The 26304-nt window shown below is 43.7% G+C and carries 22 protein-coding genes and 2 pseudogenes; 19 read left to right on the forward strand and 5 right to left on the reverse strand.

Annotated elements, in window-relative coordinates:
• Positions 1 to 391 precede the first annotated feature (391 nt).
• The 16 genes and pseudogenes from R6U02_RS03975 to R6U02_RS04050 all read left to right on the forward strand — a co-directional run bounded on the left by R6U02_RS03975 (position 392) and on the right by R6U02_RS04050 (position 18288).
• On the forward strand, positions 392 to 1849 hold the full coding sequence (locus tag R6U02_RS03975) for an ABC transporter substrate-binding protein/permease (RefSeq protein WP_410262344.1): 1458 nt from the start codon (positions 392 to 394) through the stop codon (positions 1847 to 1849).
• Positions 1842 to 2567, forward strand: coding sequence for an amino acid ABC transporter ATP-binding protein (locus R6U02_RS03980; protein WP_410262345.1), 726 nt, complete (start codon positions 1842 to 1844; stop codon positions 2565 to 2567). The genes R6U02_RS03975 and R6U02_RS03980 overlap by 8 nt, the downstream gene beginning before the upstream one ends.
• Positions 2568 to 2897: 330 nt before the next feature.
• Positions 2898 to 3608 carry a phosphoribosylaminoimidazolesuccinocarboxamide synthase gene (purC, locus tag R6U02_RS03985; RefSeq protein ID WP_410262346.1) on the forward strand — a complete coding sequence of 237 codons (711 nt, stop codon included), beginning with the start codon at positions 2898 to 2900 and terminating at the stop codon, positions 3606 to 3608.
• A 15-nt stretch (positions 3609 to 3623) separates the two neighbouring features.
• Positions 3624 to 3884, forward strand: coding sequence for a phosphoribosylformylglycinamidine synthase subunit PurS (purS, locus tag R6U02_RS03990; RefSeq protein WP_410262347.1), 261 nt, complete (start codon positions 3624 to 3626; stop codon positions 3882 to 3884).
• 2 nt (positions 3885 to 3886) lie between these two features.
• Complete coding sequence (gene purQ / locus R6U02_RS03995; protein WP_410262348.1) at positions 3887 to 4570, forward strand: phosphoribosylformylglycinamidine synthase subunit PurQ; 684 nt, start codon at positions 3887 to 3889, stop codon at positions 4568 to 4570.
• Positions 4567 to 6798 (forward strand): phosphoribosylformylglycinamidine synthase subunit PurL, encoded by a 2232-nt coding sequence (gene purL, locus R6U02_RS04000; RefSeq protein ID WP_410262349.1) that lies wholly within the window; start codon positions 4567 to 4569, stop codon positions 6796 to 6798. Before purQ ends, purL begins: the two co-directional genes overlap by 4 nt.
• On the forward strand, positions 6774 to 8225 hold the full coding sequence (gene purF, locus R6U02_RS04005; protein WP_410262350.1) for an amidophosphoribosyltransferase: 1452 nt from the start codon (positions 6774 to 6776) through the stop codon (positions 8223 to 8225). Before purL ends, purF begins: the two co-directional genes overlap by 25 nt.
• A gap of 71 nt (positions 8226 to 8296) precedes the next feature.
• Positions 8297 to 9331: a phosphoribosylformylglycinamidine cyclo-ligase gene (gene purM, locus R6U02_RS04010; protein WP_410262351.1), complete on the forward strand. Its 1035-nt coding sequence runs from the start codon at positions 8297 to 8299 to the stop codon at positions 9329 to 9331.
• Positions 9332 to 9341: 10 nt separating this feature from the next.
• Positions 9342 to 9896, forward strand: a pseudogene (gene purN, locus R6U02_RS04015) (phosphoribosylglycinamide formyltransferase); the annotation flags it as partial.
• Between the two features lie 27 nt (positions 9897 to 9923).
• Positions 9924 to 11459, forward strand: coding sequence for a bifunctional phosphoribosylaminoimidazolecarboxamide formyltransferase/IMP cyclohydrolase (gene purH / locus R6U02_RS04020; RefSeq protein ID WP_410262378.1), 1536 nt, complete (start codon positions 9924 to 9926; stop codon positions 11457 to 11459).
• Between the two features lie 85 nt (positions 11460 to 11544).
• Positions 11545 to 12807, forward strand: coding sequence for a phosphoribosylamine--glycine ligase (gene purD, locus R6U02_RS04025; RefSeq protein ID WP_410262352.1), 1263 nt, complete (start codon positions 11545 to 11547; stop codon positions 12805 to 12807).
• Positions 12808 to 12876: 69 nt separating this feature from the next.
• Positions 12877 to 13341: a 5-(carboxyamino)imidazole ribonucleotide mutase gene (gene purE, locus R6U02_RS04030; RefSeq protein WP_410262379.1), complete on the forward strand. Its 465-nt coding sequence runs from the start codon at positions 12877 to 12879 to the stop codon at positions 13339 to 13341.
• A complete protein-coding gene (gene purK / locus R6U02_RS04035; RefSeq protein WP_410262353.1) occupies positions 13334 to 14461 on the forward strand; it encodes a 5-(carboxyamino)imidazole ribonucleotide synthase in 1128 nt (375 codons plus the stop codon). The genes purE and purK overlap by 8 nt, the downstream gene beginning before the upstream one ends.
• Before the next feature lie 12 nt (positions 14462 to 14473).
• Positions 14474 to 15772, forward strand: coding sequence for an adenylosuccinate lyase (purB, locus tag R6U02_RS04040; RefSeq protein WP_410262354.1), 1299 nt, complete (start codon positions 14474 to 14476; stop codon positions 15770 to 15772).
• A gap of 641 nt (positions 15773 to 16413) precedes the next feature.
• Positions 16414 to 16698, forward strand: coding sequence for a YkvA family protein (locus R6U02_RS04045; protein WP_410262355.1), 285 nt, complete (start codon positions 16414 to 16416; stop codon positions 16696 to 16698).
• Between the two features lie 468 nt (positions 16699 to 17166).
• On the forward strand, positions 17167 to 18288 hold the full coding sequence (locus R6U02_RS04050) for a M20 family metallopeptidase (RefSeq protein ID WP_410262356.1): 1122 nt from the start codon (positions 17167 to 17169) through the stop codon (positions 18286 to 18288).
• 150 nt (positions 18289 to 18438) lie between these two features.
• Here the strand turns inward: R6U02_RS04050 and R6U02_RS04055 are convergent, their stop codons facing one another.
• From R6U02_RS04055 to R6U02_RS04065, 3 genes and pseudogenes are all read right to left on the reverse strand, one after another.
• Positions 18439 to 19659 (reverse strand): cation:proton antiporter, encoded by a 1221-nt coding sequence (locus tag R6U02_RS04055; RefSeq protein WP_410262357.1) that lies wholly within the window; start codon positions 19657 to 19659, stop codon positions 18439 to 18441.
• A gap of 170 nt (positions 19660 to 19829) precedes the next feature.
• A pseudogene (locus tag R6U02_RS04060) lies at positions 19830 to 19958 on the reverse strand (ABC transporter ATP-binding protein); the annotation flags it as partial.
• A gap of 173 nt (positions 19959 to 20131) precedes the next feature.
• A complete protein-coding gene (locus R6U02_RS04065; RefSeq protein ID WP_410262358.1) occupies positions 20132 to 20932 on the reverse strand; it encodes a formate/nitrite transporter family protein in 801 nt (266 codons plus the stop codon).
• A 551-nt stretch (positions 20933 to 21483) separates the two neighbouring features.
• On the opposite strand from R6U02_RS04065, the gene R6U02_RS04070 reads away from it, so the two are divergent.
• Together R6U02_RS04070 and R6U02_RS04075 are read left to right on the forward strand one after the other, a co-directional pair.
• A complete protein-coding gene (locus tag R6U02_RS04070; protein ID WP_410262359.1) occupies positions 21484 to 22017 on the forward strand; it encodes a DUF1456 family protein in 534 nt (177 codons plus the stop codon).
• Between the two features lie 553 nt (positions 22018 to 22570).
• Positions 22571 to 24286 carry a peptidoglycan DD-metalloendopeptidase family protein gene (locus R6U02_RS04075; RefSeq protein WP_410262360.1) on the forward strand — a complete coding sequence of 572 codons (1716 nt, stop codon included), beginning with the start codon at positions 22571 to 22573 and terminating at the stop codon, positions 24284 to 24286.
• A 103-nt stretch (positions 24287 to 24389) separates the two neighbouring features.
• Here the strand turns inward: R6U02_RS04075 and R6U02_RS04080 are convergent, their stop codons facing one another.
• Complete coding sequence (locus tag R6U02_RS04080) at positions 24390 to 24857, reverse strand: threonine/serine exporter family protein (RefSeq protein ID WP_410262361.1); 468 nt, start codon at positions 24855 to 24857, stop codon at positions 24390 to 24392.
• An 18-nt stretch (positions 24858 to 24875) separates the two neighbouring features.
• Positions 24876 to 25634: a threonine/serine exporter family protein gene (locus tag R6U02_RS04085; protein WP_410262362.1), complete on the reverse strand. Its 759-nt coding sequence runs from the start codon at positions 25632 to 25634 to the stop codon at positions 24876 to 24878.
• Positions 25635 to 25804: 170 nt separating this feature from the next.
• Between R6U02_RS04085 and R6U02_RS04090 the strand changes: the two genes are divergently transcribed.
• Positions 25805 to 26242 (forward strand): DUF1801 domain-containing protein, encoded by a 438-nt coding sequence (locus R6U02_RS04090; protein ID WP_410262363.1) that lies wholly within the window; start codon positions 25805 to 25807, stop codon positions 26240 to 26242.
• The last annotated feature ends 62 nt before the right edge of the window (positions 26243 to 26304 follow it).

Genomic DNA, 26304 nt, shown 5'->3' on the forward strand with positions numbered 1-26304 from the left:
TCACACTTACTGAAGCATAACTGACTTTCAGGATAATTAAAATAATTTTAGAACATACAAGACGCAGCACGTTTGTCTTGTATGTTCTTTTTACACTGAAATGATCCAAGCATGTGGGGGGTGCTATACTTTCTATAGAAAAATAGTGAAAGCTTTAAGGATGGAAAGGAACCGAAACAAACTATTATGGGACGAAAGAGAATGAGCACAGCTCATTCTCTTTTTTTGAATAAACAAGTGAATGTTTATTCTTTTTATACATAAAACATGCATTAAAGGCATGTAAACGTTATTATTTATTCTTTTTTAATTATTATATTGCATAATTATTTTTACGGTGGTATGATACTTTTTAAGTTGCTTAATGAAAGACAACAAAGGGGAGAATGATATGAAAAAGAGTGTAACAGGGGTACTGATATTTCTACTTGTATTGACAGGTCTGTTCATACCATCAGATCACGTGTCGGCAGAAGATGGATCTGCTCTTGAGCGCGTGCTGGACGAAGGTGTCCTGGTTGTTGGAACAAGTGCTGACTTTCCGCCGTTTGAATTTTACGCTGAGGTAGACGGCGAACGTCAGGTCGTCGGGATGGACATGATGATTGCTCAAAAAATAGCGGATGATTTGGGTGTGGAACTGGAAATTAAAGACATCGGCTTTGACAGTCTGCTGCCGGCGCTAGAGGCACGGAATGTTGATGTGGTCATTGCGGGGATGACGCCCACAGAAGAACGTCGAAAAAGTGTCGACTTTTCTGAAATTTACTTTAAAACCTTTCAAAATATCATGATAAGAACCGAAGACAAAGAAGTGTATACGTCAATGGAGTCACTGAAGGGGCTGCGTATCGGCGCCCAATCAGGCTCTTTACAAGAAGGCTTGTCAGACCAGATAGATGATGCGGAAATTATGAGTTTAACTAACTTAAGTGATCTGCTGCTTGCTTTGAAAACCAACCGTATCGAAGCGATCGTCATGCAGGGTCCCAATGCGGAAGCGCATGCCGGTAGTAACGAAGATTTATTCACTTTTGTCGGTGAGTTTGAGATGGAAGACGATGATGCGGGTTCAGCAGTTGCTTTCAGACAAGGGGAAGATTCGTTAGTCGAAGCGGTCGATCAGAGTTTAGCGGAAATTGAAGAGCAGAATTTAACGGAAGACTATCTCGCTGTAGCCGGCGAATACATGGCTCAATCAGATGAAGAATCAGGGTTTGTTTCAGACTACTGGAGGTATTTCTGGGACGGGACAAAAATCACCCTGCTCATCTCTGCTGTCGCAGTGTTTTTCGGGCTCATTTTAGGCGCGATTCTGGCTTTGATGCGTCTGTCAAAAAGATTCTTATTCAGAGCGCTAGCTACAGCTTATATCGAATTCGTTCGTGGAACACCGATGCTGATCCAAGTGATGTTTATCTACTTTGCTTCCGGGATGTTTTTCAACTTGCCCGCATTGACGGCCGGGATCATAGCGGTGTCGCTGAACTCTGGAGCGTATATCGCTGAAATCATCAGAAGTGGTTTGAACTCGGTGAATAAAGGGCAGGAAGAAGCGGCTCGAAGTTTAGGGATGAGCAAAAACAACGCGTTACGTCATATCATTTTCCCGCAGGCATTGAAGAATATTTGGCCGGCGCTCGGGAATGAATTCATTACCATTATTAAAGAATCATCGATCGTATCCGTCATCGGTGTAGGTGAACTGATCTTTCAAACCCGTGTGGTTCGTTCGGTTTCCTTCCAGGGGATTTTGCCACTCTTCATCACGATGCTTATCTACTTCACGTTGACCTTTAGCTTAACGAAAATCTTGAACTACTATGAAGGGAGAATGAATCATGATTAAAGTAAATCACTTAAAAAAATCATTTGGTAAAAATGTTGTGTTGAAGGATATCAATGAAGAAATAAAAAAAGGGGAAGTGGTCGTAGTCATCGGACCTTCGGGTTCCGGCAAGTCAACTTTTCTGCGTTGTCTGAACTTGCTTGAAGAACCGACTGATGGAGAAATCGTGTTTGAAAACACAACGCTGACCGGGTTAAAAGAAACGGAGCTTAATCAGCTGCGTCAAAAAATGGGCATGGTGTTCCAGCAGTTTAACTTGTTCCCCCATATGACAGCCAAACAGAATTTAACCATTACACCGGTCAAGTCGAAAGGGGTCTCGCAGGATGCCGCTGACAAGAGAGCGATAGAACTCCTTGAACAAGTGGGGCTGGGAGACAAAGTCGAAGCGTATCCTTCCAGCTTATCCGGCGGACAACAACAGCGTGTCGCGATTGCCCGTGCCTTGGCGATGGATCCTGATGTGATGCTGTTTGATGAACCAACATCCGCGCTCGATCCCGAGATGGTTGGAGAAGTATTGAAAGTCATGAAAGACCTAGCCCAATCGGGGATGACGATGGTCGTCGTTACACATGAGATGGGCTTCGCTCGAGAAGTGGCTGACCGTGTGCTGTTTATGGATGGCGGTTATATCGTCGAACAAGGCAAACCGGAAGACATCTTTACCCATCCGACACATGAACGTACCCAAGATTTTTTAGCAAAAGTATTGTAAGCATAGTAAGCACAAGCTTCCGGTTTTCCGCCGGGACCTTGTGCTTTTATTTATGTGATAGATCATCAAGCTTCTTTCACTGCGGATCTTAACTATATAGGAGGATGACATTCGCTTTTAACATGTTTTTATTTGTTTTTAATATATTAAAAGAATGATAAAGACGAAATGACGAACAATAGATGATATTTAAAAGGAAATATCCACATAAAGGTTGACTCATAGAATCATATTAATTATGATGAAGACATATCGATAGACAAGAACGATACTTATGTAAAGTGATAACAATGTTCGTGTTTGAGAGATGAGCCAAGGAGGGGTATTCTGTTGGAAAAAAGAGGCCTTCTTTACGAAGGAAAAGCAAAACAACTATTCGAAACCACCGAACCCGATGTGTTGTGGGTCACCTATAAAAATCAGGCCACCGCAGGCAATGGAGCGAAAAAAGAAACCATAGCCGGCAAAGGCGAACTGAACAATCAGATCACGAGTCTGATTTTTGAAAAACTGAAGGAAAAAGGTATTTCCAGTCACTTCATCGAGCGACTGTCCGATACGGATCAGGCCATTGAAAAGGTAGAGATGTTTCCGCTGGAAGTAGTGATACGAAACGTTGCAGCAGGAAGCTTTTCCAGACGTCTAGGCGTAGAAGAAGGAAAAGACCTACCTTTCCCTATTTTGGAATTCTATTTGAAAGATGACGCTCTGAACGATCCGCTGATCACCGATGATCATGTCCTGGCACTCGAGCTCGCAACCAAAGAAGAAGTGACAGAATTGAAGAAACAGACACGACACATAAATCAGGCATTGATATCCTTATTCAAACAAGCAGGAATCAGACTAGTTGATTTCAAACTGGAATTTGGAAAAACAAAAGATGGCACCATCATACTGGCTGATGAAATTTCACCGGATACGTGCCGTCTGTGGGACCTAAAGACGAACGATAGACTGGACAAGGATATATTCAGACAAGACCTTGGAGACATCATTCCCTTGTATCAGGAAGTATTGAATCGCTTAAACCAACTTTAAAAGGAGTAGTGACGCATGTATAACGTAAAAGTTTATGTAACCTATAAAGAATCTATTTTGGACCCTCAAGGGGAAGCGGTCAAAGGTGCCGTTCACCGGATGGGGTTTGATGAAATCGACGATATCCGCATCGGCAAATATTTTGAAATAAAGGTGTCCAAACATGAAGAACGTTCGGTCGAAGAGGTCATCGAAACCGTGTGTGACAAGCTGCTGGCTAATGTGGTCATGGAAACGTACCGTTATGAAATAGAAGAAGTAAAGGAGACGGTTTAAGCATGCGATTTGCAGTGATTCAATTTCCCGGTTCCAATTGTGATATCGATCTGCTTCATGCGATCAGAGACGGTGTGGGCGAAGAAGCAGAATATGTTCCGCATACCGCAACAAGTCTAGCTGGCTTTGACGGTGTGCTCCTTCCTGGCGGTTTTTCCTACGGGGATTATCTGAGATGTGGCGCAATTTCGCGTTTTTCCAATGTCATGACTGAAGTGCAGCGATTCGCTGATGAAGGCAAACTTGTTTTCGGGACCTGCAATGGTTTTCAGATTTTAGTCGAAGCCGGTCTGCTCCCGGGTGCCCTGCAGCGGAATGAAAATCTGCATTTCATCTGCAAGACGACTGAGCTGAAAGTGGTAAATGCTGACACTAAATTCACTTCAGAATATGAGCAAGACGAAGTTCTCACCATCCCGATCGCTCACGGCGAAGGCAATTATTATTGTGACGATGACACGCTGGCTGACTTGAAAGCGAATAACCAGATCGTCTTCACCTATGCGTCTGAAAATCCCAATGGGTCGGTCGAAAATATTGCCGGCATCATTAATAAAAAAGGCAATGTCCTTGGCATGATGCCCCATCCAGAAAGAGCCGTTGAAGACTTGCTTGGATCAAGTGACGGTCTGCGCTTTTTTGAGTCGATAGTCAGGAACTTTGCAAAGGAGACTACAGAAGTATGAAAACCATTCATGAACCCTCAGCAGAAATGATTAAAAATGAACGTATCTATGCCCAGTGGGGACTCACTGACGAAGAGTATCGCATGATATCTGAAGACATCCTGGGTCGTCTGCCGAATTATACGGAGACCGGACTTTTTTCAGTGATGTGGAGCGAACACTGTTCTTATAAAAATTCAAAACCGGTACTGCGTAAATTCCCGACAGACGGGCCCCATGTCCTTCAGGGGCCGGGAGAAGGCGCCGGGATCGTCGATATCGGCGACAACCAGGCGGTCGTATTTAAAGCGGAAAGTCATAACCATCCCTCGGCGATCGAACCTTATGAAGGCGCAGCTACCGGTGTAGGCGGCATCATCCGTGATATTTTCAGTATGGGTGCGCGCCCGATCGCACTGCTTGACTCCCTGCGTTTTGGGGAACTGGATAATGAACGGACAAAATATTTGCTGGAAGAAGTCGTGGCTGGTATCGGCGGCTACGGTAATTGTATCGGTATTCCAACGGTCGGCGGAGAAATCGGCTTTGATCCCGTTTATAAAGGCAACCCGCTCGTAAATGCGATGTGTGTCGGACTGATCGATCATAAAGATATTCAAAAAGGACAGGCTAAAGGCGTCGGTAATACGATCATGTATGTTGGCGCTAAAACGGGTCGAGATGGGATCCATGGCGCGACGTTCGCTTCTGAAGAATTCAGTGATGGCGAAGAATCCGAACGTTCAGCTATTCAGGTCGGGGATCCGTTTATGGAAAAATTGTTGATGGAAGCGTGTCTGGAACTGATCCAGGATCACAGTGATATTTTAGTCGGCATTCAGGACATGGGGGCCGCCGGACTGGTTTCGTCCAGTGCTGAGATGGCCTCGAAAGCGGGTAGCGGACTGGTCCTGAATTTAGATGACGTGCCACAGCGTGAAACGCACATGACCCCTTATGAAATGATGTTGTCCGAGTCACAGGAACGCATGCTGATCTGTGTGACGAAAGGGTCTGAAGAACGCGTGAAAGAATTGTTTTCACGGTACGAACTCGATGCCGTCAATATCGGACACGTCACAGATGATGGGCAATACCGTTTGTATCATGAAGGAAAACAGGTAGCGGACCTCCCTGTTGATGCCTTGGCGGAAGAAGCGCCGGTCTATCATAAAGAATATGTCGAACCTGCTCGTATCCAGCGATTCAAAGAAATGAAAGCTTTCGACCCTATCGTCGAAAATGCCGGGGAGACTTTAAAACAGCTCCTGCAGCAGCCGACGATCGCATCTAAAAAAGCGATCTATGAAACGTATGATTCGATGGTCCGAACCAATACCGTGGTTGGGCCCGGCAGTGATGCAGCGGTTTTACGCATCCGAGGCACGCGAAAAGCACTGGCAATGACGACGGATTGCAACGCCCGTTACCTGTACTTGAATCCAGAAATGGGTGGACAGATGGCCGTGGCGGAAGCAGCCAGAAATATCGTGGCGAGTGGCGGCGAACCGTTAGCTATTACCGACTGCCTGAATTACGGTAATCCGGACAAGCCGGAAGTGTTCTGGGAACTCTGGACATCGGCAGACGGCATCGCCAAAGCCTGTGAGACATTAGGCACGCCAGTTATCTCAGGGAATGTATCTTTATACAATGAAACTAATGGGGAAGCGATCTATCCGACACCGATGATCGGAATGGTCGGACTGGTCAAAGACTTGAACCATGTCACGACGGCTGATTTCAAAAAGGTTGGAGATAAAATCTTTGCGATCGGCGAAACAAAAGCTGATTTTAATGGGTCGGAACTTCAGAAAATGCAGTTGGGAAGAATCGAAGGTGAATTGTTCGCTTTTGATATAATGAAAGAAAAAATGATCCAAGCCAAAGTGCTGGAAGCGATCCGTAACGGTTGGGTCGAAAGCGCCCACGACTGTTCTGAAGGTGGGCTGGCAGTGGCTCTTCTGGAATCAGCATTCTCAAATGAATATGGCCTGGCTGTAAAAGTAGACCTGCCGAAAGAGTGGCTGTTTTCCGAATCACCTTCGCGGTTTGTCTTGTCAGTTAAACCGGAATCGGCTGAAAACGTCCAAGCTTTATTCGGACCAGATGCAGCAGAAATCGGAGAAGTGACAGACACAGGCAGCGCAGTGATCCAAACGCAGGATGAAAAAATGGAACTGAACGTGCACGAACTGAAACAGATTTGGGAAGGGGCGATTCCATGGTTGCTGAAATCAAAAGTTTAAATGAGGAATGCGGCGTGTTTGGGGTGTGGGGACACTCGGATGCAGCGCAGTTGAATTTCTTCGGACTCCACAGTCTGCAGCATCGCGGTCAGGAAGGTGCCGGTATCGTCACGAAGCATAAGGGGCGCTTGAAAGGGCACAGAGATCTCGGATTGCTGTCTGAAGTGTTCAAAGATGAAAGAGACTTACAGGGACTGACTGGCGATGCAGGGATCGGACATGTCCGCTACAGTACAGCCGGCAATAACAGCATCTTGAATATCCAACCGTTCTTATTCAAATTTCATGATGAAGAAATCGCGCTGGCGCATAACGGCAACTTGATCAATGCGTTGAGCCTGCGCAAGGAATTAGAAGATAACGGAGCCATTTTCCATTCGAATTCGGATACGGAAGTGCTGATGCATCTGATAAGACGCAGCAAGCAGGACACGTTGATGGGACGCATCAAAGAAAGTCTGAATACAGTGAAAGGGGCTTTTGCCTATGTCATGCTGACTCCGGACGCGCTGATCGGTGCCCTGGATCCGAACGGCTTTCGCCCCTTGTCGATCGGACAGATGGAAAACGGCGCTTATGTGCTGGCGAGTGAAACCTGTGCGCTGGAAGTGGTCGGTGCAGCCTTTGTCCGTTCGGTTCAGCCGGGTGAGATAGTCATCATCGATGATTCCGGCTACACCATTGAAACCTATACTGACGACACGTTGATGCAGATCTGTTCAATGGAATTCATTTACTTTGCACGACCGGATTCCAACATCGGCGGGGTCAATGTGCACACCGCACGTAAAAACATGGGTAAACGACTGGCAAAAGAAGCCCCAGTGGATGCAGACATGGTCATCGGGGTCCCCAATTCTTCGTTGTCTGCCGCAAGCGGGTACGCTGAAGAGAGCGGCATCCCGTATGAAATGGGGCTGGTCAAGAACCAGTATGTCGGCCGCACGTTCATTCAGCCGACGCAGGAGTTAAGAGAACAGGGCGTCCGCATGAAGCTGTCTGCCGTCAGAGGCGTCGTTGCCGGTAAAAAAGTAATCATGGTCGATGATTCGATCGTGCGCGGCACGACCAGCAAACGCATCGTTCAGTTACTGAAAGAGGCGGGGGCGGCTGAAGTTCATGTCCGCATTTCTTCTCCGCCATTGAAATATCCTTGTTTTTACGGCATCGATATCCAGAATCAGAAAGAACTGATCGCGGCTGATTACTCTATTGAAGAGATTCGCGAAAAAATCGGTGCCGACAGTTTATCTTTCTTAAGTATCGAAGGAACCGTCGAGTCGATCGGATTGAAGTTTGATGCACCGCATAATGGACTGTGCATGTCCTACTTCACTGGCGACTACCCGACACCATTATACGATTATGAAGTCGACTATAGGACGACATTGAATAAAATCAAAGAAAGCAATCCACAAATGTTTTGATCATGTCTTGCGTCAATATGAACAGGTTGTAAACAATACGGCCAGTGATGAATATAAGGAGGAGCTATTAAATGGGAAATGCCTACACCAATGCAGGAGTAGATGTAGAAGCGGGCTATGAAACAGTTGAACGCATCAAAAAACACGCGAAGCGCACCGAGCGACTGGGAATGATGGGTGGTTTGGGCGGCTTTGGCGGCACGTTTGATTTGTCAAAAATAAAGGTCAAGGAGCCGGTGTTAGTTTCTGGAACGGATGGGGTAGGGACTAAACTTTTAATAGCGATTCAGCAGGATAAACACGATACGATCGGCATCGACTGTGTGGCTATGTGTGTCAATGATATTTTAGCTCAGGGAGCCGAACCGCTTTACTTCCTGGATTACATCGCGACGGGCAAAAACGTTCCGGAAAAAATGGAACAGATCGTCGCGGGCATTTCTGATGGGTGCATCCAGGCAGGTGCGGGGTTGATCGGGGGAGAAACAGCTGAAATGCCGGATATGTACGGGGAAAATGAGTATGACGTCGCGGGCTTTTGTGTAGGCGTTGTCGAAAAGAGTCGTCTCCTGACACCTGAACACGTCAAAACCGGGGACAAGCTGATCGGTATTGCTTCAAGCGGTATCCATTCAAACGGCTATTCCCTGGTCAGAAAGATCTGTTTTGTTCAAAATACATTCACGTATGAATCGACATTTGAAGAATTGGGAGAAACAACGCTTGGGGAAGCGTTATTGGAACCGACAAAAATCTATGTGTCATCTGTTCTTCCGTTACTGAAGAAAGACTGGGTGCACGGCATTTCTCATGTGACTGGGGGAGGCTTTGTCGAGAACCTTCCACGCATGCTGCCGGAAGGCCTTTCTGCGACGATTAAAATAGGATCCTGGCCTATTCCTGGTATATTCACAGTGTTAGAAAAGCATGGCGAACTGAAACGTGAAGAAATGTACGGTATATTTAATATGGGCATCGGGATGGTCCTGGCTGTCCCTTCAGAAAATGAAGCAGCCGTGCTCCAGAGCTTAGCTCAAGCAGGTGAATCTGCCGTTACGATCGGCGAAATTTGTGACAATAAAGATGAGGCGATCACCTTTGAATAAAGATCAGCCTATGAAGATAGCAATTTTTGCTTCCGGCAATGGGTCGAATTTTGAGGCGATCGTTGAGGCGGTAAAGGACGGCAAAGTAGAAGCGGAAATCGCTTTGCTGGTTTGTGACAGACCAGAGGCTTATGTTTTAAAGAGAGCAGAACGGTTAGGCATTTCGTCTATCGTTTTTCAGCCGAGAGCGTTTGAGTCAAAAAAAGCTTACGAAACAGAAGTGCTGGATCATCTGCAGGCTAAGTCGGTTGAACTGATTGTTCTGGCCGGCTACATGCGGATCGTTGGAGACACGCTCTTGAAAGCATATCCGAAAAGAATAGTGAATATCCATCCATCACTCTTGCCTCAATACCCCGGAAGACAGGGCATTGAAGATGCGTTTAATGACGGGGCGACTGAAACCGGCGTAACGGTCCATCTGGTGGATGCGGGAATCGATACCGGTCCGGTACTGGCTCAAAGAAAAGTTGCCATTCATCAAGGCGATGCGATAGAATTATTAGAAGGAAAAATACATGCACTCGAGCATGAGTTGTTTCCAGAAGTCATTCAAACGTATATAAAAAAGCTGCAAAAGGAGCATGCCATTATGAAACGCGCACTCATTAGTGTATCAGACAAAACCAACATAGTAGCTTTTGCCAAAGCATTAGTCAAACAGAACATAGAAATCATATCGACCGGCGGGACCAAGCGGGTTTTAGATGAAGCGGGCATTTCCACGCTCTCTATTGAAGAAGTGACCGGGTTTCCTGAGATGATGGATGGACGCGTGAAGACGCTGCATCCGCTTATTCACGGTGGCTTGCTTGGACGCCGCGACCTTGACAGCCACATGAGGGCGATGAAGGAGCATGATATTCAGCCCATCGATTTTGTCTGTGTGAATCTCTATCCATTCAAAGAAACCATTTCAAAAGCAGAGACGACACCAGAAGAAGCCATCGAACAGATCGATATCGGCGGACCGAGCATGCTGCGCAGTGCAGCGAAAAACTTTGCTTCAGTGACGGTTGTGGTCGATTCCAACGACTACAACGAGGTGATCGCAGAACTCGAAACAGACGGGGAAACGTCGATAGCAACTAGACAACGACTAGCCGCAAAAGTCTTCCGACACACAGCGAGTTATGATGCGCTGATCGCTGAATACTTAACGGCTTTAACGGGAGAAACTGAACCGGAAACAGTGACACACACGTATGATCATAAACAAACGTTGCGATACGGAGAAAACAGTCATCAGACAGCAGTCTTTTATGAAGAACCGCTGGCCTCAAGCTATTCTATAGCGAAAGCCAAGCAACTGCACGGGAAGGCCTTGTCATTTAACAACATCAAAGACGCCGATGCAGCGATTCGGATCGCCCGTGATTTTGATGAACCGGTCGCCGTCGCACTCAAACATATGAATCCTTGTGGAATCGGCATCGGCCAGACGGTCGAAGAAGCGTTTGACCGGGCATATGAAGCGGACCCGATGTCGATCTTTGGCGGCATCGTCGTCGTGAACGAAGAAGTGTCCTTAGCCTTAGCTGAAAAACTGCACAAGATCTTTTTGGAAATCGTCATCGCACCGAACTATTCTGAAGATGCCTTGAAGCTATTAACTAAAAAGAAAAATATCCGTTTACTGGAACTTGATTTTTCAGAAGCGAAAAAAGGCGGAAAAGAAACGGTCTCTGTTTTAGGCGGCCTACTGGTTCAGGATCAAGATATGGTCGACGAAAAAGAGGCGCCTGAATGGAAAGTTGTGACAGAAAAAGCACCGACTGAGGCACAGTTGGCGGCAATGCAATTAAACTGGAAAGCCGTTAAACACGTTAAAAGCAATGCGATCGTCGTTGGGAATGACAAACAGACTTTAGGCATAGGTGCCGGTCAGATGAACCGGATAGGCGCTGTGAAAATAGCGATCGAACAGGCGGGGGAACAGGCAAAAGAAGCCGTTCTTGCGAGTGATGCCTTTTTCCCGATGGATGACAGCGTGGAGTATGCCGCTGAACATGGCATTCAAGCCATCATTCAACCAGGCGGAAGCGTCAAAGACCAGGCATCGATCGATAAAGCGAACGAACACGGGATAGCAATGGTGTTCACATCGATGCGTCATTTCAGACATTAAGCTCGATCGAAGAGGGGGAAACCTCTCTTTCCTTTTTACATAGGTATATAAAAGCACAATAAAGCACGATGAAGGGGAGAAGACAGTGAAACTTTTAGTTGTCGGGGGAGGCGGTCGCGAGCACGCGATTGCTAAAAAGCTTGTATCAAGTGAACAAGTCGAGACCGTTTTTTGTGCACCGGGAAATGCAGGCATGAAAAAAGACGGCATCGAAGTTTTGGAGATAGACCAGTCTGATCATGCGGCTTTGATCAACTTCGCAAAAAAAGAGAACATTTCCTGGACGATCGTCGGACCAGAAATACCGTTGTTTAACGGCATAGTGGATGATTTCCAGGCAGAAGGATTGAAAATATTCGGCCCCTCAAAAGCTGCGACATTGATCGAAGCCTCAAAAGAATTCGCAAAAGAACTGATGATCAAAAATAAGATCCCGACAGCAGACTATCAGTCGTTCGCTGATTACGCTTCAGCAAGAAAGTATATCGAGCAGGGGACTGTGCCGGTTGTGATTAAGGCAGATGGCCTGGCTGCAGGAAAGGGTGTCGTCGTTGCTGAAACAAAAGAAGAAGCCACAAGCGCGCTAAAAGACATGATGCTGGACCAGAAATACGGCGCACTGAATGCAAGAGTGGTGATCGAAGAATACTTAACAGGTGAAGAATTTTCCCTGATGGCATTCGTCAATGGCGAAAAAGTGTACCCGATGGTTATTTCTCAAGACCATAAACGTCTGCTGGAAGGCGACAAGGGACCCAACACGGGAGGGATGGGTGCATATGCGCCTGTATCGCACATATCAGAATCTATCGTAAAAGAAGCCGTTGAACGTATAATTATTCCCGCCGCTAAAGGGATGGTAGAGAATCAGACGCCCTTTGTCGGCATTCTCTACGCCGGTGTGATGGCGACGGACGAAGGACCCAAAACCATTGAATTCAATGCACGTTTTGGTGACCCTGAAACCCAAGTACTGATGAACCGATTGGAATCTGACCTGGCTCAGGTGATCACTGATTTATTAGAAGATAACGAACCTGAACTGATCTGGAAAAAAGATGGGGTGAGTTTAGGCGTCGTCGTCGCTGCAGAAGGATACCCGGAAAACTATCAGAAAAGTATTCCGCTGACTCTTCCTGAATCAACAGAGGACGTTCAATTATACTTCGCAGGCGTCACAGAAGAAGCGGGCGGATTAGTTTCAGCTGGTGGACGTATTTATTTGGTCGAAGCATCTGGTGAAACGATGAAAGACGCACAAGAGAACATCTACCAGGCGCTTGCATCAGTCGACACAACGGGTTGTGTGTACCGGACAGATATTGGAAATAGGGCTCTAAAAGAGTAAACTAGATGAAAGAGTAGTTGATCACTAAATTGGGAGGCGTTTGATTTGGCAATCGAAGTAGGAGTCGTTATGGGAAGCACATCAGACTGGGAAACGATGAAACACACGTGTGAGGTGCTGGACGAACTGAAGATAGGCTATGAGAAAAAGGTCGTTTCTGCACACCGTACACCCGATTTGATGTTTGAGTATGCAAGAGAGGCAAGAGCGCGCGGCATCAAAGTGATCATCGCCGGAGCAGGAGGCGCCGCTCATTTACCGGGCATGCTGGCGGCAAAAACGACGCTGCCTGTCATCGGGGTCCCGGTACAATCCAAGGCTTTGAATGGCCTGAATTCACTGCTGTCCATCGTTCAGATGCCTGGCGGCGTGCCTGTCGCGACCGTCGCGATCGGCAAAGCCGGGGCAACGAATGCCGGACTTCTGGCAGCACAGATACTGGGTACCACTGATTTAGAGATCGCCGAACGGATCGACTCGAGAAGAGAAGCTATGAAACAGAACGTATTGGAAAGTAGTGATGCGCTTGTCTAAACAGATCAGACCTGGCAGCACGATCGGTATCATTGGTGGCGGACAGCTCGGCCGGATGATGGCTTTTTCCGCCAAAGAAAGAGGGTATCGGATCGCTGTACTGGATCCCACCCACGACTGTCCAACTGCCCAGGTAGCCGACTGGCACATCGAAGCCGCCTATGATGATCTAGCAGCCTTGAAAGAACTGGCCGAGCGCAGCGACGTGCTGACATACGAATTCGAAAACGTCGATGCCCAGACGATCGAACGTGTCCTTGAACAAGTCGCTATCGCGATTCCGCAAGGGACGGAGCTGCTTTTGATCACTCAAAACCGATTAAATGAAAAAGAATTCTTGAAAAAAGCAGGCATATCGATTGCCTCTTATGCTAAAATTGAAACGAAAGCTGACTTAGTGGAAGGGGTAAAAACCCTCGGCTATCCTGCGGTATTGAAAACCATTCGCGGGGGATATGACGGCAAAGGTCAGGTCGTTTTGAAGTCTGAGTCAGATATTGAAGAAGCTTTGGATTTAATCGAAAAAGGCGTTTGTGTTTTGGAAGAATGGGTAGCCTTCGACAAGGAGATCTCGATCATGGTGGCCCGTAATGAAGTGGGTGATGTCGTGACTCTACCTGTGTCAGAGAATATTCATCAGGATAATATTCTGCTCGAAAGCATCGTCCCCGCTCGTGTTTCAAAAGAGGCACTTAAAGAGGCGGAAGGAATGGCCAAAACCATTGCCGAGAAAATGCAGCTGGTGGGTGCTCTTGGTGTGGAACTGTTCTTAACGGAATCGGGGAAAATCTATGCCAACGAATTAGCGCCACGTCCGCATAATTCGGGGCATTATTCGATCGAAGCCTGTACAGCTTCTCAATTCGACCTGCACATCCGGGCCATCTGCGGATATCCCTTACCTGAAGTCGAATTATTGAAACCTGCTGTGATGATCAATATTCTGGGCGAACATTTTGACCAGGCGTTGGAGCTGAACAACACTCAGCCATCATGGCATGTCCACGACTACGGGAAAACAGGGGTCAAAGTCGGACGTAAAATGGGTCACGTCACGATCTTAACTGATGATATAGAAGAAACTTTACACGCTATTGATGAAACGAAAATTTGGAATTAGGAGACTGACGATATGATTGAACGCTATTCAAGACCTGAAATGAAAGAACTCTGGTCAGAACAGAACCGCTATCAGTCCTGGCTGGAAGTTGAAATTTTAGCAGATGAGGCCTGGGCAGAACTGGGAGTCATTCCTAAAGAAGATGTTCAAAAGATTCGTGAGAATGCCTCGTTTGATATCAAGCGCATTCTAGAAATCGAACAGCAGACCAAGCACGACGTTGTTGCGTTTACCCGTTCGGTTTCTGAATCACTCGGTGACGAAAGGAAATGGGTCCATTATGGCTTGACCAGCACGGATGTCGTGGATACAGCCTATGGTTACCAGCTGAAACAAGTGAATGATGTGTTGAGGAATGATTTACAGCAATTGCTTGAAGTGATCGGTGAGAAGGCAAAAGAACATAAATACACGGTGACGATGGGTCGAACACACGGGGTTCATGCCGAACCGACTACCTTTGGATTGAAACTCGCTCTTTGGTATTCAGAAATGAAACGCCATATCGAACGCTTTGAACATGCGGCAAAAGGAGTGGAAGCGGGCAAAATAAGCGGAGCAGTCGGGACATTTGCCAATATTCCGACATTCGTAGAAAAATTTGTCTGTGAGAAACTGGGAACACGTCCACAGGAAATTTCGACCCAAGTCCTGCCGCGTGATCTGCATGCTGAATATTTAAGCTCGATAGCACTCATTGCAACCAGTGTAGAGAAGTTTGCGACTGAAATCAGAGGACTGCAGAAGTCGGAAACAAGAGAAGTTGAAGAAGGCTTTGCTAAAGGCCAAAAAGGGTCATCAGCCATGCCACATAAACGCAACCCGATCGGATCAGAGAACATGGTCGGACTTGCTCGTGTTATACGCGGACACATGATGACGGCGTACGAAAATGTCACGTTGTGGCACGAACGCGATATCTCCCATTCTTCGGCCGAACGCATTATACTACCGGACAGCACGACGCTTTTGAATTACATGCTGAATCGGTTTACCAATATCGTAGGCGATCTGACCGTGTTCCCGGAAAATATGAAACGGAACATGAATGCGACGTTTGGACTGATATACAGCCAGCGTGTGCTGTTGAAACTGATCGATAAAGGCTTGAGCAGAGAAGATGCCTATGATCTGGTACAGCCGAGGACAGCAGAAGCCTGGGACAAACAGACCGCCTTCAAGCCCTTACTGGAACAGGACGAAAGAATCATGTCGTTACTGAATCAGGAAGAACTGGATGATGCCTTTGATTACACTTACCATCTGAAAAATGTTGATGAGATCTTTGAACGTGTCGGCTTAGGCGACTGAACTAAGTGAATATGAACTCTTGAATTAAATGAAATGAGATATCACTGCAGAAAAAACACTCTCGAATGGGCTAGAATATAGTCCGATCGAGAGTGCTTTTTTGTGTGCTGATTTTCAGTTTAGTCAAAACCGATCCTCTTTTGTGCAGAAAAATAGTGGGGGAGGGTCCATTTATAATGGACCGATGCTACTCTCAAAATGGTAATGGTAATGAACAAAGTGATGACTACGTAAGGTCCGCTTATCCCAAGTGCTATGGCACCCAAAATATCCAATACATCTCATACATCCCGTGTCGGTCGACCACTCTTAATTTGTCTTATATATTCTAGTGCGTTATTATTGGAATGTCTAACATAAAGTAAGAGAATACGGTTTACATTTTGAAGTATTAAAAAACAGGAGAAGCGAGTGTATAAAAGAAAAACGCTTTAGCTCGTGATGTTGAGCATATTCAAGCATACAGGATGAAATTAAGAACTATTTATTATATAATTTAAAAAATGGTTCTTAAGACTCATTTATTCTTAAGTTGGTTAGGTTATACTAATGGTGTACAAAAAAATAAAGGCCAACGGAAGACACGTGTCCTTAAAAAAACTCGAAAAAAACAATTAGAAATTATGAAAGGGTGCTGCCTGATGAAACTTCACAAAAAACAGAGGAAAACGCCTATGACACAAATCAAAACACTGATCCTGTCTCTTTTTGACGCTAAAGTCGACACAAGAAGAAAATTAATGGTGTTGGGAATCGTCCTTTACATCATCAGTCCCATCGATCTGATCCCTGACTTCATTCCGATGGTCGGCTATGCGGATGATGTCATTCTGCCAATCTTGTTGCTCATTGCTGAAAAATTGCTTTCGGGAGACACCGATTCAGAACCTGTAAAAGTAAGGAAAGAAGCCGAAAAAGTCGACTAAAAGTGATGTAGGCAATAGTTATTACCAAAGCACTTTCCTCAGTATGCAAATAAAAACAAGCTGCTGATGGTTACACTGAATCACTACCTTTAAACTAGACACTTTAAAAAATCAATACTATACAGTCCAAAGAAGATGACCCCGATAAGCTATGTTGGGGGCATCTTCTTTAATTTTTTTGATAATGACCGATATTATAAAATGAAATATATTCTTTTGAAGAAACCCACAAATCCTGAAAGACTTCCCATCTTTTGAAAACAGTGAGAGAGTGAGGACCGATGTCTATAAAGAATATGAATTGCTATTTTATCTTTTTAGCGGTAGTATAATGCGCAAATACGCTTTGTTTTTTGATTGAAACAGGAGCACGTCTTAACAGATTCCATTTTCGTCAAATAGTTTTTTTGATCTCATACATATCTGGAATTTTGGACTCAACGAGTAAAATGAAAGAAGGGCAGACAGATGAAACAAGAAAATTATAAAAAAGCAGTAGCTTTACGGCATGAATTACATCAGCATCCCGAACTTTCCAATGAAGAAACGTGGACCAAGCAACGGTTAATGGGTTTTTTACAAGAACAAACGGATCTAGGAATTGTAGATAAAGGAAACTGGTTTTATGCGGTCTATCGAGCTGGAAATGACCGGCCGAATATGGCTTTTCGTACAGACTTCGATGCCCTTCCGATTGAGGAAGCAATTGAATTACCTTGGGCTTCTAAGACCCCTGGAAAAGCACACAAATGCGGACACGATGGGCATGCGGCAACGATGATCGGGTTCGCTTTGGAAGTTGATCAAGAAGGAGCAGCGAATAACATTTTCTTTTTGTTTCAACCAGCTGAAGAAACAGGTGATGGGGCGATTCAATGTGTGGGTTTGATCGAAGATGAACAGATCGATGAAATCTACGGATACCATAACTTTAGCGGTCTTCCTTACCAGGCGATAGCTGCCCGGGAAGGAACGACTCATTTTGCTTCTAAAGGAATGTCGATTCATTTTGAAGGTACGCCAGCCCATGCAAGCCAACCGGAAGATGGACAAAATCCTGCTTTAGCGATTGCAAGAGTGGTTCAAGCTCTTTCAGGATTTATGGAGTTAAAAGAGTATACTGGGGAGGTTCTGGCTACGGTCATTCAAATCGCTGTGGGGTCCGAAGCTTTTGGTATTTCTCCAGGAGCAGGGGATTTGAAATTAACTATCCGTGCGTATGCAGAAAAGGATTTAGACCGGTTACAAGCGAACGTCGAAACTTTCGCAAAAGAGTTATCCTCACAAGAACAATTACAGGTAACATTTGCTTATCAAGATGAATTTCCTGAAACGTTCAATCATAAAGAAAATGTGGGAAAGGTACGCCAAGCAGCTGAATCGTTAGGATATGAGTACACCGAATTAGAAAAAGCCTACCGGGGGTCTGAAGATTTTGGACACTATACAAAGCACACAAAAGGTGCATTTTTCTATATCGGAAATGGAGAAGAGTACCCTCAAATACACACGAGTGCCTATGATTATCGTGATGAAAACATTCTGCGTGGAGTAGAGATGTTTAAGGCGCTCGCGAATATGACGGACTAATGAAAACGGAAAATCGTTGGACACTAGAAAAAGGAAAACCAGCACTATATGCTGGTTTTCCTTTTTGTGGTGTCCATTTCGTTGCATTCAAAAAGAATCGCAAAGACGATATAAGTATAGTTCGTATTTTAGCAATAAAGACCGTAATCACTATGAATCATCCATTCTTTTCAGCAAACGGGACAGAGGATAAATGCCAATACTTTGAAAAACGAAAGAAAGAAAAGTTGTCACAAAAGCTACTGAAATTAAAAAAGTGTTTTGGCCGACAGTCGTACTCTCAGTCCAAAGAAGAAGCACGACAGACATAGAACCTTTTATTCCGGACCAAGAAAGAAGGAAAAGAACCGAGAAAAAATGGCTGAATTTTTTCTTCCATTTGGGCACGATCAGGAGCGTACTCCCTAAAACAAGAAAGCGTGCCAAGATAGAAAGAATAAAGAAGATAAAGGCCGGTAGCCATAGTGTCCAATTCTGAAATTGAATATACGGGACAAATTGGATGCCAATAAAAAGAAACAAGATCGAAGATAGTGTGGGATTGACTACATTCCAAAATCCTCCTAAATATCTGCGGAATTCTTCCTCTTTCTCATCTTTTTTCGAAAAGGCAAAAGAAAGGAGTATTCCAGATACAACCGTAGCCAATACCCCTGAAGCATCAAATAGTTCCGCCAGTACAAATCCGCCATAAGCAATCAGGACGCTCAGCATGACTTGGTATTCATGCTGAGCAGTAATATGGATAGCTTGACTGAGGATCCAACCGAATATAAGACCAATACCTATACCACCAAGTGATACATAGGCGAAATTTTCCAAAAAATGAAGAGGGGAAAAAGCATCTCCAGACTGAACCATAGAAAGAAGAATGGTGAAAATAACGATGCTGGTCCCGTCATTTACCATGGATTCTCCTTCAACTATATCGGCAATTTCCTCGGCACCTGTACTGTTTTTTAAGATAGTGATCACAGAAACAGGATCAGTAGGAACGAGAATAGCTGCAAGTAGAAGAGAAACATTCCAGGCAAAAGGTTCAAAGAAAGAGGTCACCCAATAAATGCCTGTTCCCAAGAGCAATACTGTTGCCATCATCCCTACTGTACTTAAGATCAAAATCAAGCCGGCGTTTTTCTTTAAAGCATGTGTGGAAAACTGATAAGCAGATACAAATAGAAGTCCCGGTATAAATATTTGATACAAGATATCGCGTGAGACAGAAAAATGAGAGAAAAGAGGCAGAAACGATAACCCCATCCCCACTAGCACTAAAACTACTGGGACAGGGAAAAAGTTTTTATTCACGTCAATTGTATAGACTACGATACTAACAAATAAGAGAACTAAAAGCTGATGAAGGAATACCATAATAAAACCATCCTCCTTTCCGCAAAAATCAAATGTCTGTTTTGTTTATAGAATAGCAAAGAAAGATGAGGAGTCAAAGGGAATAGTCTTTTTTGATTCACCGAACAAGCAAAGATCAAAAAAGTGTAATGATAAGATAACCCCATTAGTTTTTCCTCAAAGCATCAGTCAGTTGTGTTCGAATCCAAAGTAGCGGTATGTTCATGGAGTGAAAATAGATTGGGAAGGATGATCGTTGCCATGAGTAGGGTCAATGCTTGGCGCTGCCCACCCGAAAGCAACTCAATATGAACAGATAGAGCGGGTTGCCAACGAATTGAAACAAAAAGGTGGTCGATAGGTGCATACAGAGAACCCAGTCATCCAGCTTCCAGAACAAAAAAACGATTGAGCATGATCATGCTCAATCGTTTTTAGTTTCAACTGTTCGTTAACTCAGGCGATTTTCATTCAAAGACTATTCTATTTCGAATTAGTCTTGATACAAGTGATCTCCACTGTTGAGCCAAGAATAGGTAAGACCTATAATGAGGCCACCACCCACATAGTTTCCTAAACCAGCTAGTAAAAAGTTTGTTCCAATAACTGGGGCGGTCATTCCAGCAATTGCCCCATTTGCTGCAAAATAAGCAAGGGGGAATGAAGAGAAATTAGCGATTAAATGCTCAAATCCTAAGAAAGCAAAAATAAAGATAATAAAGATCATAGCAATAACCTTAGCGGCATCGTCTTTCATTCGTATAGTACTAAATACGGCCGTATTCACAATGATATTTGCAAAAATTCCTTCGGTGAAAATTTGAAGGGGTGTTTTGGCTAACTTTCCTTCGATCGCAGTGAATAAGAAGTGATCAGCGGGTAAGTCTTGGAAAACAGTAGTTAGAGAAATGAGATAGCTGGAGATAATTCCTCCAATCAAATTAAACAACAAACAGGCGAACAAGAGAATAATTGCATTTTTAACGGTTAATAATTTTCTGTGGACGGCAACGGTTGTATACATCATGTTAGATGTGCCTAGTTCTGCATTCATATAAATAATCATGACCAAAGACCAACTAAACATAAACGAATATAAAAATTTTCCTGATCCGGGTAGAGCTCCTTCAGCATACTGAGCGGTAATGACCGCAATAGCAGTTCCCAACGTTAAAAATAACGTCGCAAGCATAGCCCGTGCAGCATAACGCAGCACACTAGCTTCAAATAATTGGTTTTTCTTTTTTATACTCTTTTCAATATTGTAAAAGAGACCTTGATAATCTGCATCCATTAACATTCCATCCTTTTTGTTAGCTTTTACACAATGTCTATATCATACACCTTTCAGTGCGGTTTGAAAATGATAATCAGAATAATTTTCATAAAAATATGACAGAAAAGACACAAAAGAGAATCACTCTAAATTGGTCCGCTTTCATTGGTGTGAAAGAACCATGTTTTCTGATTTTGCTGCAGTTGAAGAAGTCCATACAGATAAAAAGTATGGATGGGTAAAGTAGCAGAAGAAGATCGATTACTATAAATATCAATTGGTCATCTGCTAGTACAAATTTTGAAAATGACCATAATCGATGAAATATCTTCAAAAAATCTGTTATCATTAGGAGAAAGAGTCCTTTATATTCGCCACTTTTTTGATCTTGAAGATATTTTATAATATTTTTCATTTTCAATTATGGATAGAAGAATGGATTCATCTTGACATTCAGAAGGTTAATGAAGTTTGGTATAGGGAATAGTGAAAATCTAGTATGTTTTAAGATATAATGAAAGAGTAAGAACTATAATGAGTAAGATGCATATCAGGAAGGTGCTGAAAAAATGAATAATAATGACCGATTGCTGCGACTGCGGTACGCTCTGGAGTTAAAGGATTCAGAAATGGTAGAGATTTTCAAATTGGGTGAAATGGAGATTCCCATACAGGAAGTAAGGCAACTCCTTTCAAAACAGGATGAAAAAGAAAGTCAGGTGGATGAGGATGAGGAAGATGAATTCTCAGAAAACTTGTACAAGGAAGACTGCACGGACCACATGCTGGAATCTTTTCTCAATGGACTGATCGTCTATAAAAGAGGAAGACAGAAATCAAAAACAGGTGAGCCAGTAAAAATGACCTTCTCTTTGAAACACAATAAAGACGTCAATAATATTTTACTAAAAAAAGTGAAAGTCGCTTTATCTCTTACAAATGAGGACATGCTGGATATCCTTGATGATGTCGGCGTAAATCTGTCCAAAGGAGAGTTAAGTGCCGTTCTTAGAAAAGAAGATCACCGCAATTATCAGGAATGCGGAGACAGATACGCGAGAAATTTCCTCAAAGGTTTAGCCTTGAAATACAGGGGTGCGTAATTCTTTCAATAAAAAAACGAAAAAATAGCATACGCAGTTACTAGAGGCAATGAACACTATAATATTGAATTGAAAAAACACCTTAAGTATCAACGACAACTGATACTTAAGGTGTTTTTATGAGTTGAATCCAAAAAAGATAGTCATTACCATCAAATACAAGAAGGCAAGTGCAGCCACACTAGCGAGCATGATCACAGCGAATGCTGCTTTTTTAGGGGTCTTTGTTAGCTTGAGATCACTACATGTAATGAAGAGAGTAAATAAAAAAGGGGAAAAACGGATAAGGATAATCTATTTTGAAGTGGCTTTTCTATAAGTATCATGTACGCTCTCTTTGTATTATAAGATTGTTCTAACATATAGTTGTTATCAGTTTTACAGAAATCATGTCTAAAATTTGTCTAAAATGAAGTGTAATATAACTGTAATCGTTAATAGATTTTATAGTTCAGGCAAGAGTGGTACTATTGTTTTACATCGGAAATATAAAACTCACCTTAAAAAACAACTATTGAATGATAAATGACTACTACTATATGGAGGAAATTACTTGAAGAATAAAATAATCGTTGGACTTGTATCCTCGATGCTGTTAACAACATTTGCACCATTGATGGGTAGCGTCGTTCAGGCTGAGGAGTCCCTAGAAGACTTAATAGAACAAAAAGAAAACAATAAAGGTCGCTCAAGTGAACTTGGTTCAGTTATTGAAAAAACTGAAGCGGAAATGAATAGTTTAGAGCAGGAAAGACAAGAACTAGAAGGAAACATACAGTCACTTCAAATCACTATACAAGAATTGTCAGAAGACTTGGATAAACAAAACCAACGTCTGGTTGAGACAAATGAAGAAATAGAAAAATTGAATGAAGAAATAGAAGATTTAACAAAAGCAATTGAACTGCGTAACGACAAATTAATGACTCAAGCACGGGCAACACAAACTAAATGGAATCCAACGAACATCATACATATGATTATCTCGGCAGAAGACATTTCAGATTTGATCAGTCGTGTTGGCATCGTTAGTACATTAGTATCTGCTAACCAACAAGTTATGGAAGATCAGCGACGCGATCAGGAAGCAGTCATCAAAGCTGAGGCACAAGTCCAAACTGAAAAAGCTGAAGTTGAAACATTGGTAACTGGCATCGAAGCTAATCGTGAAGAATTGACAGTTCAACAAGTTGAATTAGACAATGAAATCATGTATGTTGCTGAACGCTATGAAATGAACTCCACTGAAAAAGATCAGTTTGTCAGCGAACAGTTCGAGTTAGCTCAAGAAACGATGGCTTTATCTTCAGAGATTAAAGAAGAAAAAGAACGTCTAGCGGAAGAAAAACGTTTAGAAGAAGAACGCATTGCAGAAGAGAAGCGTCTTGAAGCGGAACGTATAGCTGAAGAGAAACGTCTTGAAGAAGAACGCCTAGCGGAAGAAAAACGTCTTGAAGAAGAAGAAGCGATTGCTAAAGAAGCCGAAGAAGAAAGACAGCGTCAGGCTGAAGCGGAACGTAAAGAACAAGTTGCTATAGCTACTGAACAACGTCGAGAAGAAGCTCAAAAAGAAGAAGCTCAAAAAGAAGAAGCAAGTAGAGCTGCCGAAAGAGATTCAGCCGAACAGCGTCGTATTGAAAGAGAAAAAGCAGCCGAGCAACGTGCGGCAGCCGAAAATCGTCAAGAGCAAGAACGTTTGGCTAGAATAGAAGCAGACCGTGTTGCAAAAGCTGAAGCAGAAGCTAGAGCTGAAGCTGCAGCTGAACAAAGAGAAGCAGCACGTCAAGAAGCAGCAGCAGTAGCGGCAACAGCAGCAGCCCAAGCACAGAAAGAACAGGCTGCAACGCCTTCGAATAATACATCAGCTAGTGTTGCTCCGACAAGCAGTGGTTGGATACGTCCGGCAAGTGGCTATATCAGCTCTCCATTTGGCTACCGTACACACCCTGTAACTGGTCAGAGTTTATCTTTCCATTCTGGAGTTGATATTGCAGGTAGTGGATCTATAAGAGCTTCTCGCGCTGGAACGGTCACTGCAGCTTCTTACTCAGGCTCTTATGGGTATAGAGTCATTGTTGATCACGGTGATGGTTATTCCACTTTATACGCACACATGCAACCTGGTTTAAGTGTTTCTACTGGCCGACGTGTCTCACAAGGACAACAGCTTGGTATCATGGGAACTACTGGACGCTCAACAGGTGTTCATTTACACTTCGAAGTACGCAAAAGTGGTAGAGCCGTTAATCCTATGAATTACATCAACTAAAATATAATAAGATAAAAAAAGAGAGAAAGCGTAAAAGCTTTCTCTCTTTTTTATGTCCAGTATGTTGAAAAATGGTCGGTGAAGTTTATAATTGAATGACTTTTTATGGTAGATAGCGTTTATCGCGTTTGGCAAATGTACGATTAGAGAAAATTTGAAACAGTCCACTGTTGATAGAAAGACCCAGGGCAATTGCTCCGGAAACTAAGAAAGTTTCGGTCCCGTACATTAATGCTAATTCTGAATTCCCTTCAATAAATGCGCGCATCATATTGTAGGCTGAACTACCTGGAACAAGTGGAATAATGGCTGGAACGGCGAAGACAATAACGGGCATTCTATAATGCCTAGCGAACCATTGACTGAAAAATGCTACGAGGAAAGACGCTGCACCTGCACCGATGAATACAACAAAATCAAATTGAAATGCAATGATGTAGTAGACTAACCATCCAAGGGCGCCGGAGATACTCGAAGCGAAAAGTGTACGTGTGGGCACATTGTACATGACACCAAAGGCAAACGAAGCAACAAAGGCTGCGAGAAAATAGGTTAAGTAATTTAAGGCCACTTTATTTCTCCTTTCTCTTTATAAGAATGCCAGGACGATCGCTACACCTATGCCGATCGCTCCAGCGGTTAAAAAGGCTTTGGCCAATACAGCCACACCAGCTAGTAAATGACCAGCCATCAAATCTCTGAAACTGTTGGTTATGGCCATACCGGGCACCAGCGACATCACACTACCGATGATAATGACATTAAGATCTTGGCCAAATCCCAGGGTAGTAAAGAAGACGGCTAAAACCCCAATGAAAAATGAAGCAACCATTTCAGCAAAGAAACTGACGTTGGTCCAGTTATTGACAACCTCGAAAAGATAATGGCCTAACCCTCCGGCAATAAAAGCGGGAAGGATCTCTAAATAGGTACCGCCGAATAATAGAGTGAACCCGCCACAAGCGACTGCCATTGCACCGTTTCGCTGTAAGCGGGTAAAGTTAGTGGGCGTGTTTTTTATATTATTTAGTTTTTCCGTGACTCTTTTGGGAGGGAGCGCTTTTTTGGAGAGCTGCCTTGAGAGATCGTTAACCATGGAAACTTTTTCTAAATTGGTGATCCTATCGTTCATCCGTAAGAGTTCTGTGTGGTCTTGGCCGTCTTCGCCCTGGACAGTGATAATCAAGGCAGTAGGAACGACAAATACGTTTATATTTTTAAGCTGGTAACTTTTCGCGATACGGTAAAGCGTATCTTCAACGCGGTACGTTTCCGCGCCATTTTCAAGCATGACTCGGCCTGCTTCTACGCAGACATCTAAAATAGCAGACACGGGGTACTGTTGCAATCTTATTCCTCCTAAAAGAAACTTTCAATACGCTTAGTATAACGATTTTTTACAATAAATGCGAATAGATTTTAACGCTATGAAAGGTATCCTGTCACCGTTAGGAAATACTGTGTGGTAAACTGATAGTACAACTTTCTGTTATTAAGTCCACTGAGGAGGAATCTGATTTGTATAAATTGAAAACACAGCCGACTGATGCGAGTGTCGTCGCATTTATTGATTCGATCGAGGATCCAAAGAAACAAGAAGATGCGTTCAAGCTGCTTGATATATTTTCTCAAACAACAGGTATGGAACCGAAAATGTGGGGATCGAGCATTATTGGATATGGAGCTTACCATTATAAATATGATTCCGGACATGAAGGCGATAGCATGTTAGTCGGCTTTTCTCCGCGAAAGGCACGGTTCAGTCTGTATTTTGCAACCGGTGATGATAAACGGGAAGAATTATTAAAGGAATTCGGGAAATATAAATCTGGAAAAGCCTGTGTGTATGTAAATAAACTAGACGATATAAACAGTGATGTTTTACAAGCACTCATACATCAGTCCATTGCTTTTTTAACAGATACGTATGGTGAAGAAAATATCACAAAAGAATAACTGAAGCGTATTTTATGCTTCAAATAATTGAAAGATTATCATCTGATTAGAAGCGTCCTTCA

Origin of the sequence: Alkalibacterium sp. (assembly GCF_046484155.1) — a bacterium.
In the GTDB taxonomy this organism is placed as follows: domain Bacteria; phylum Bacillota; class Bacilli; order Lactobacillales; family Carnobacteriaceae_A; genus Alkalibacterium.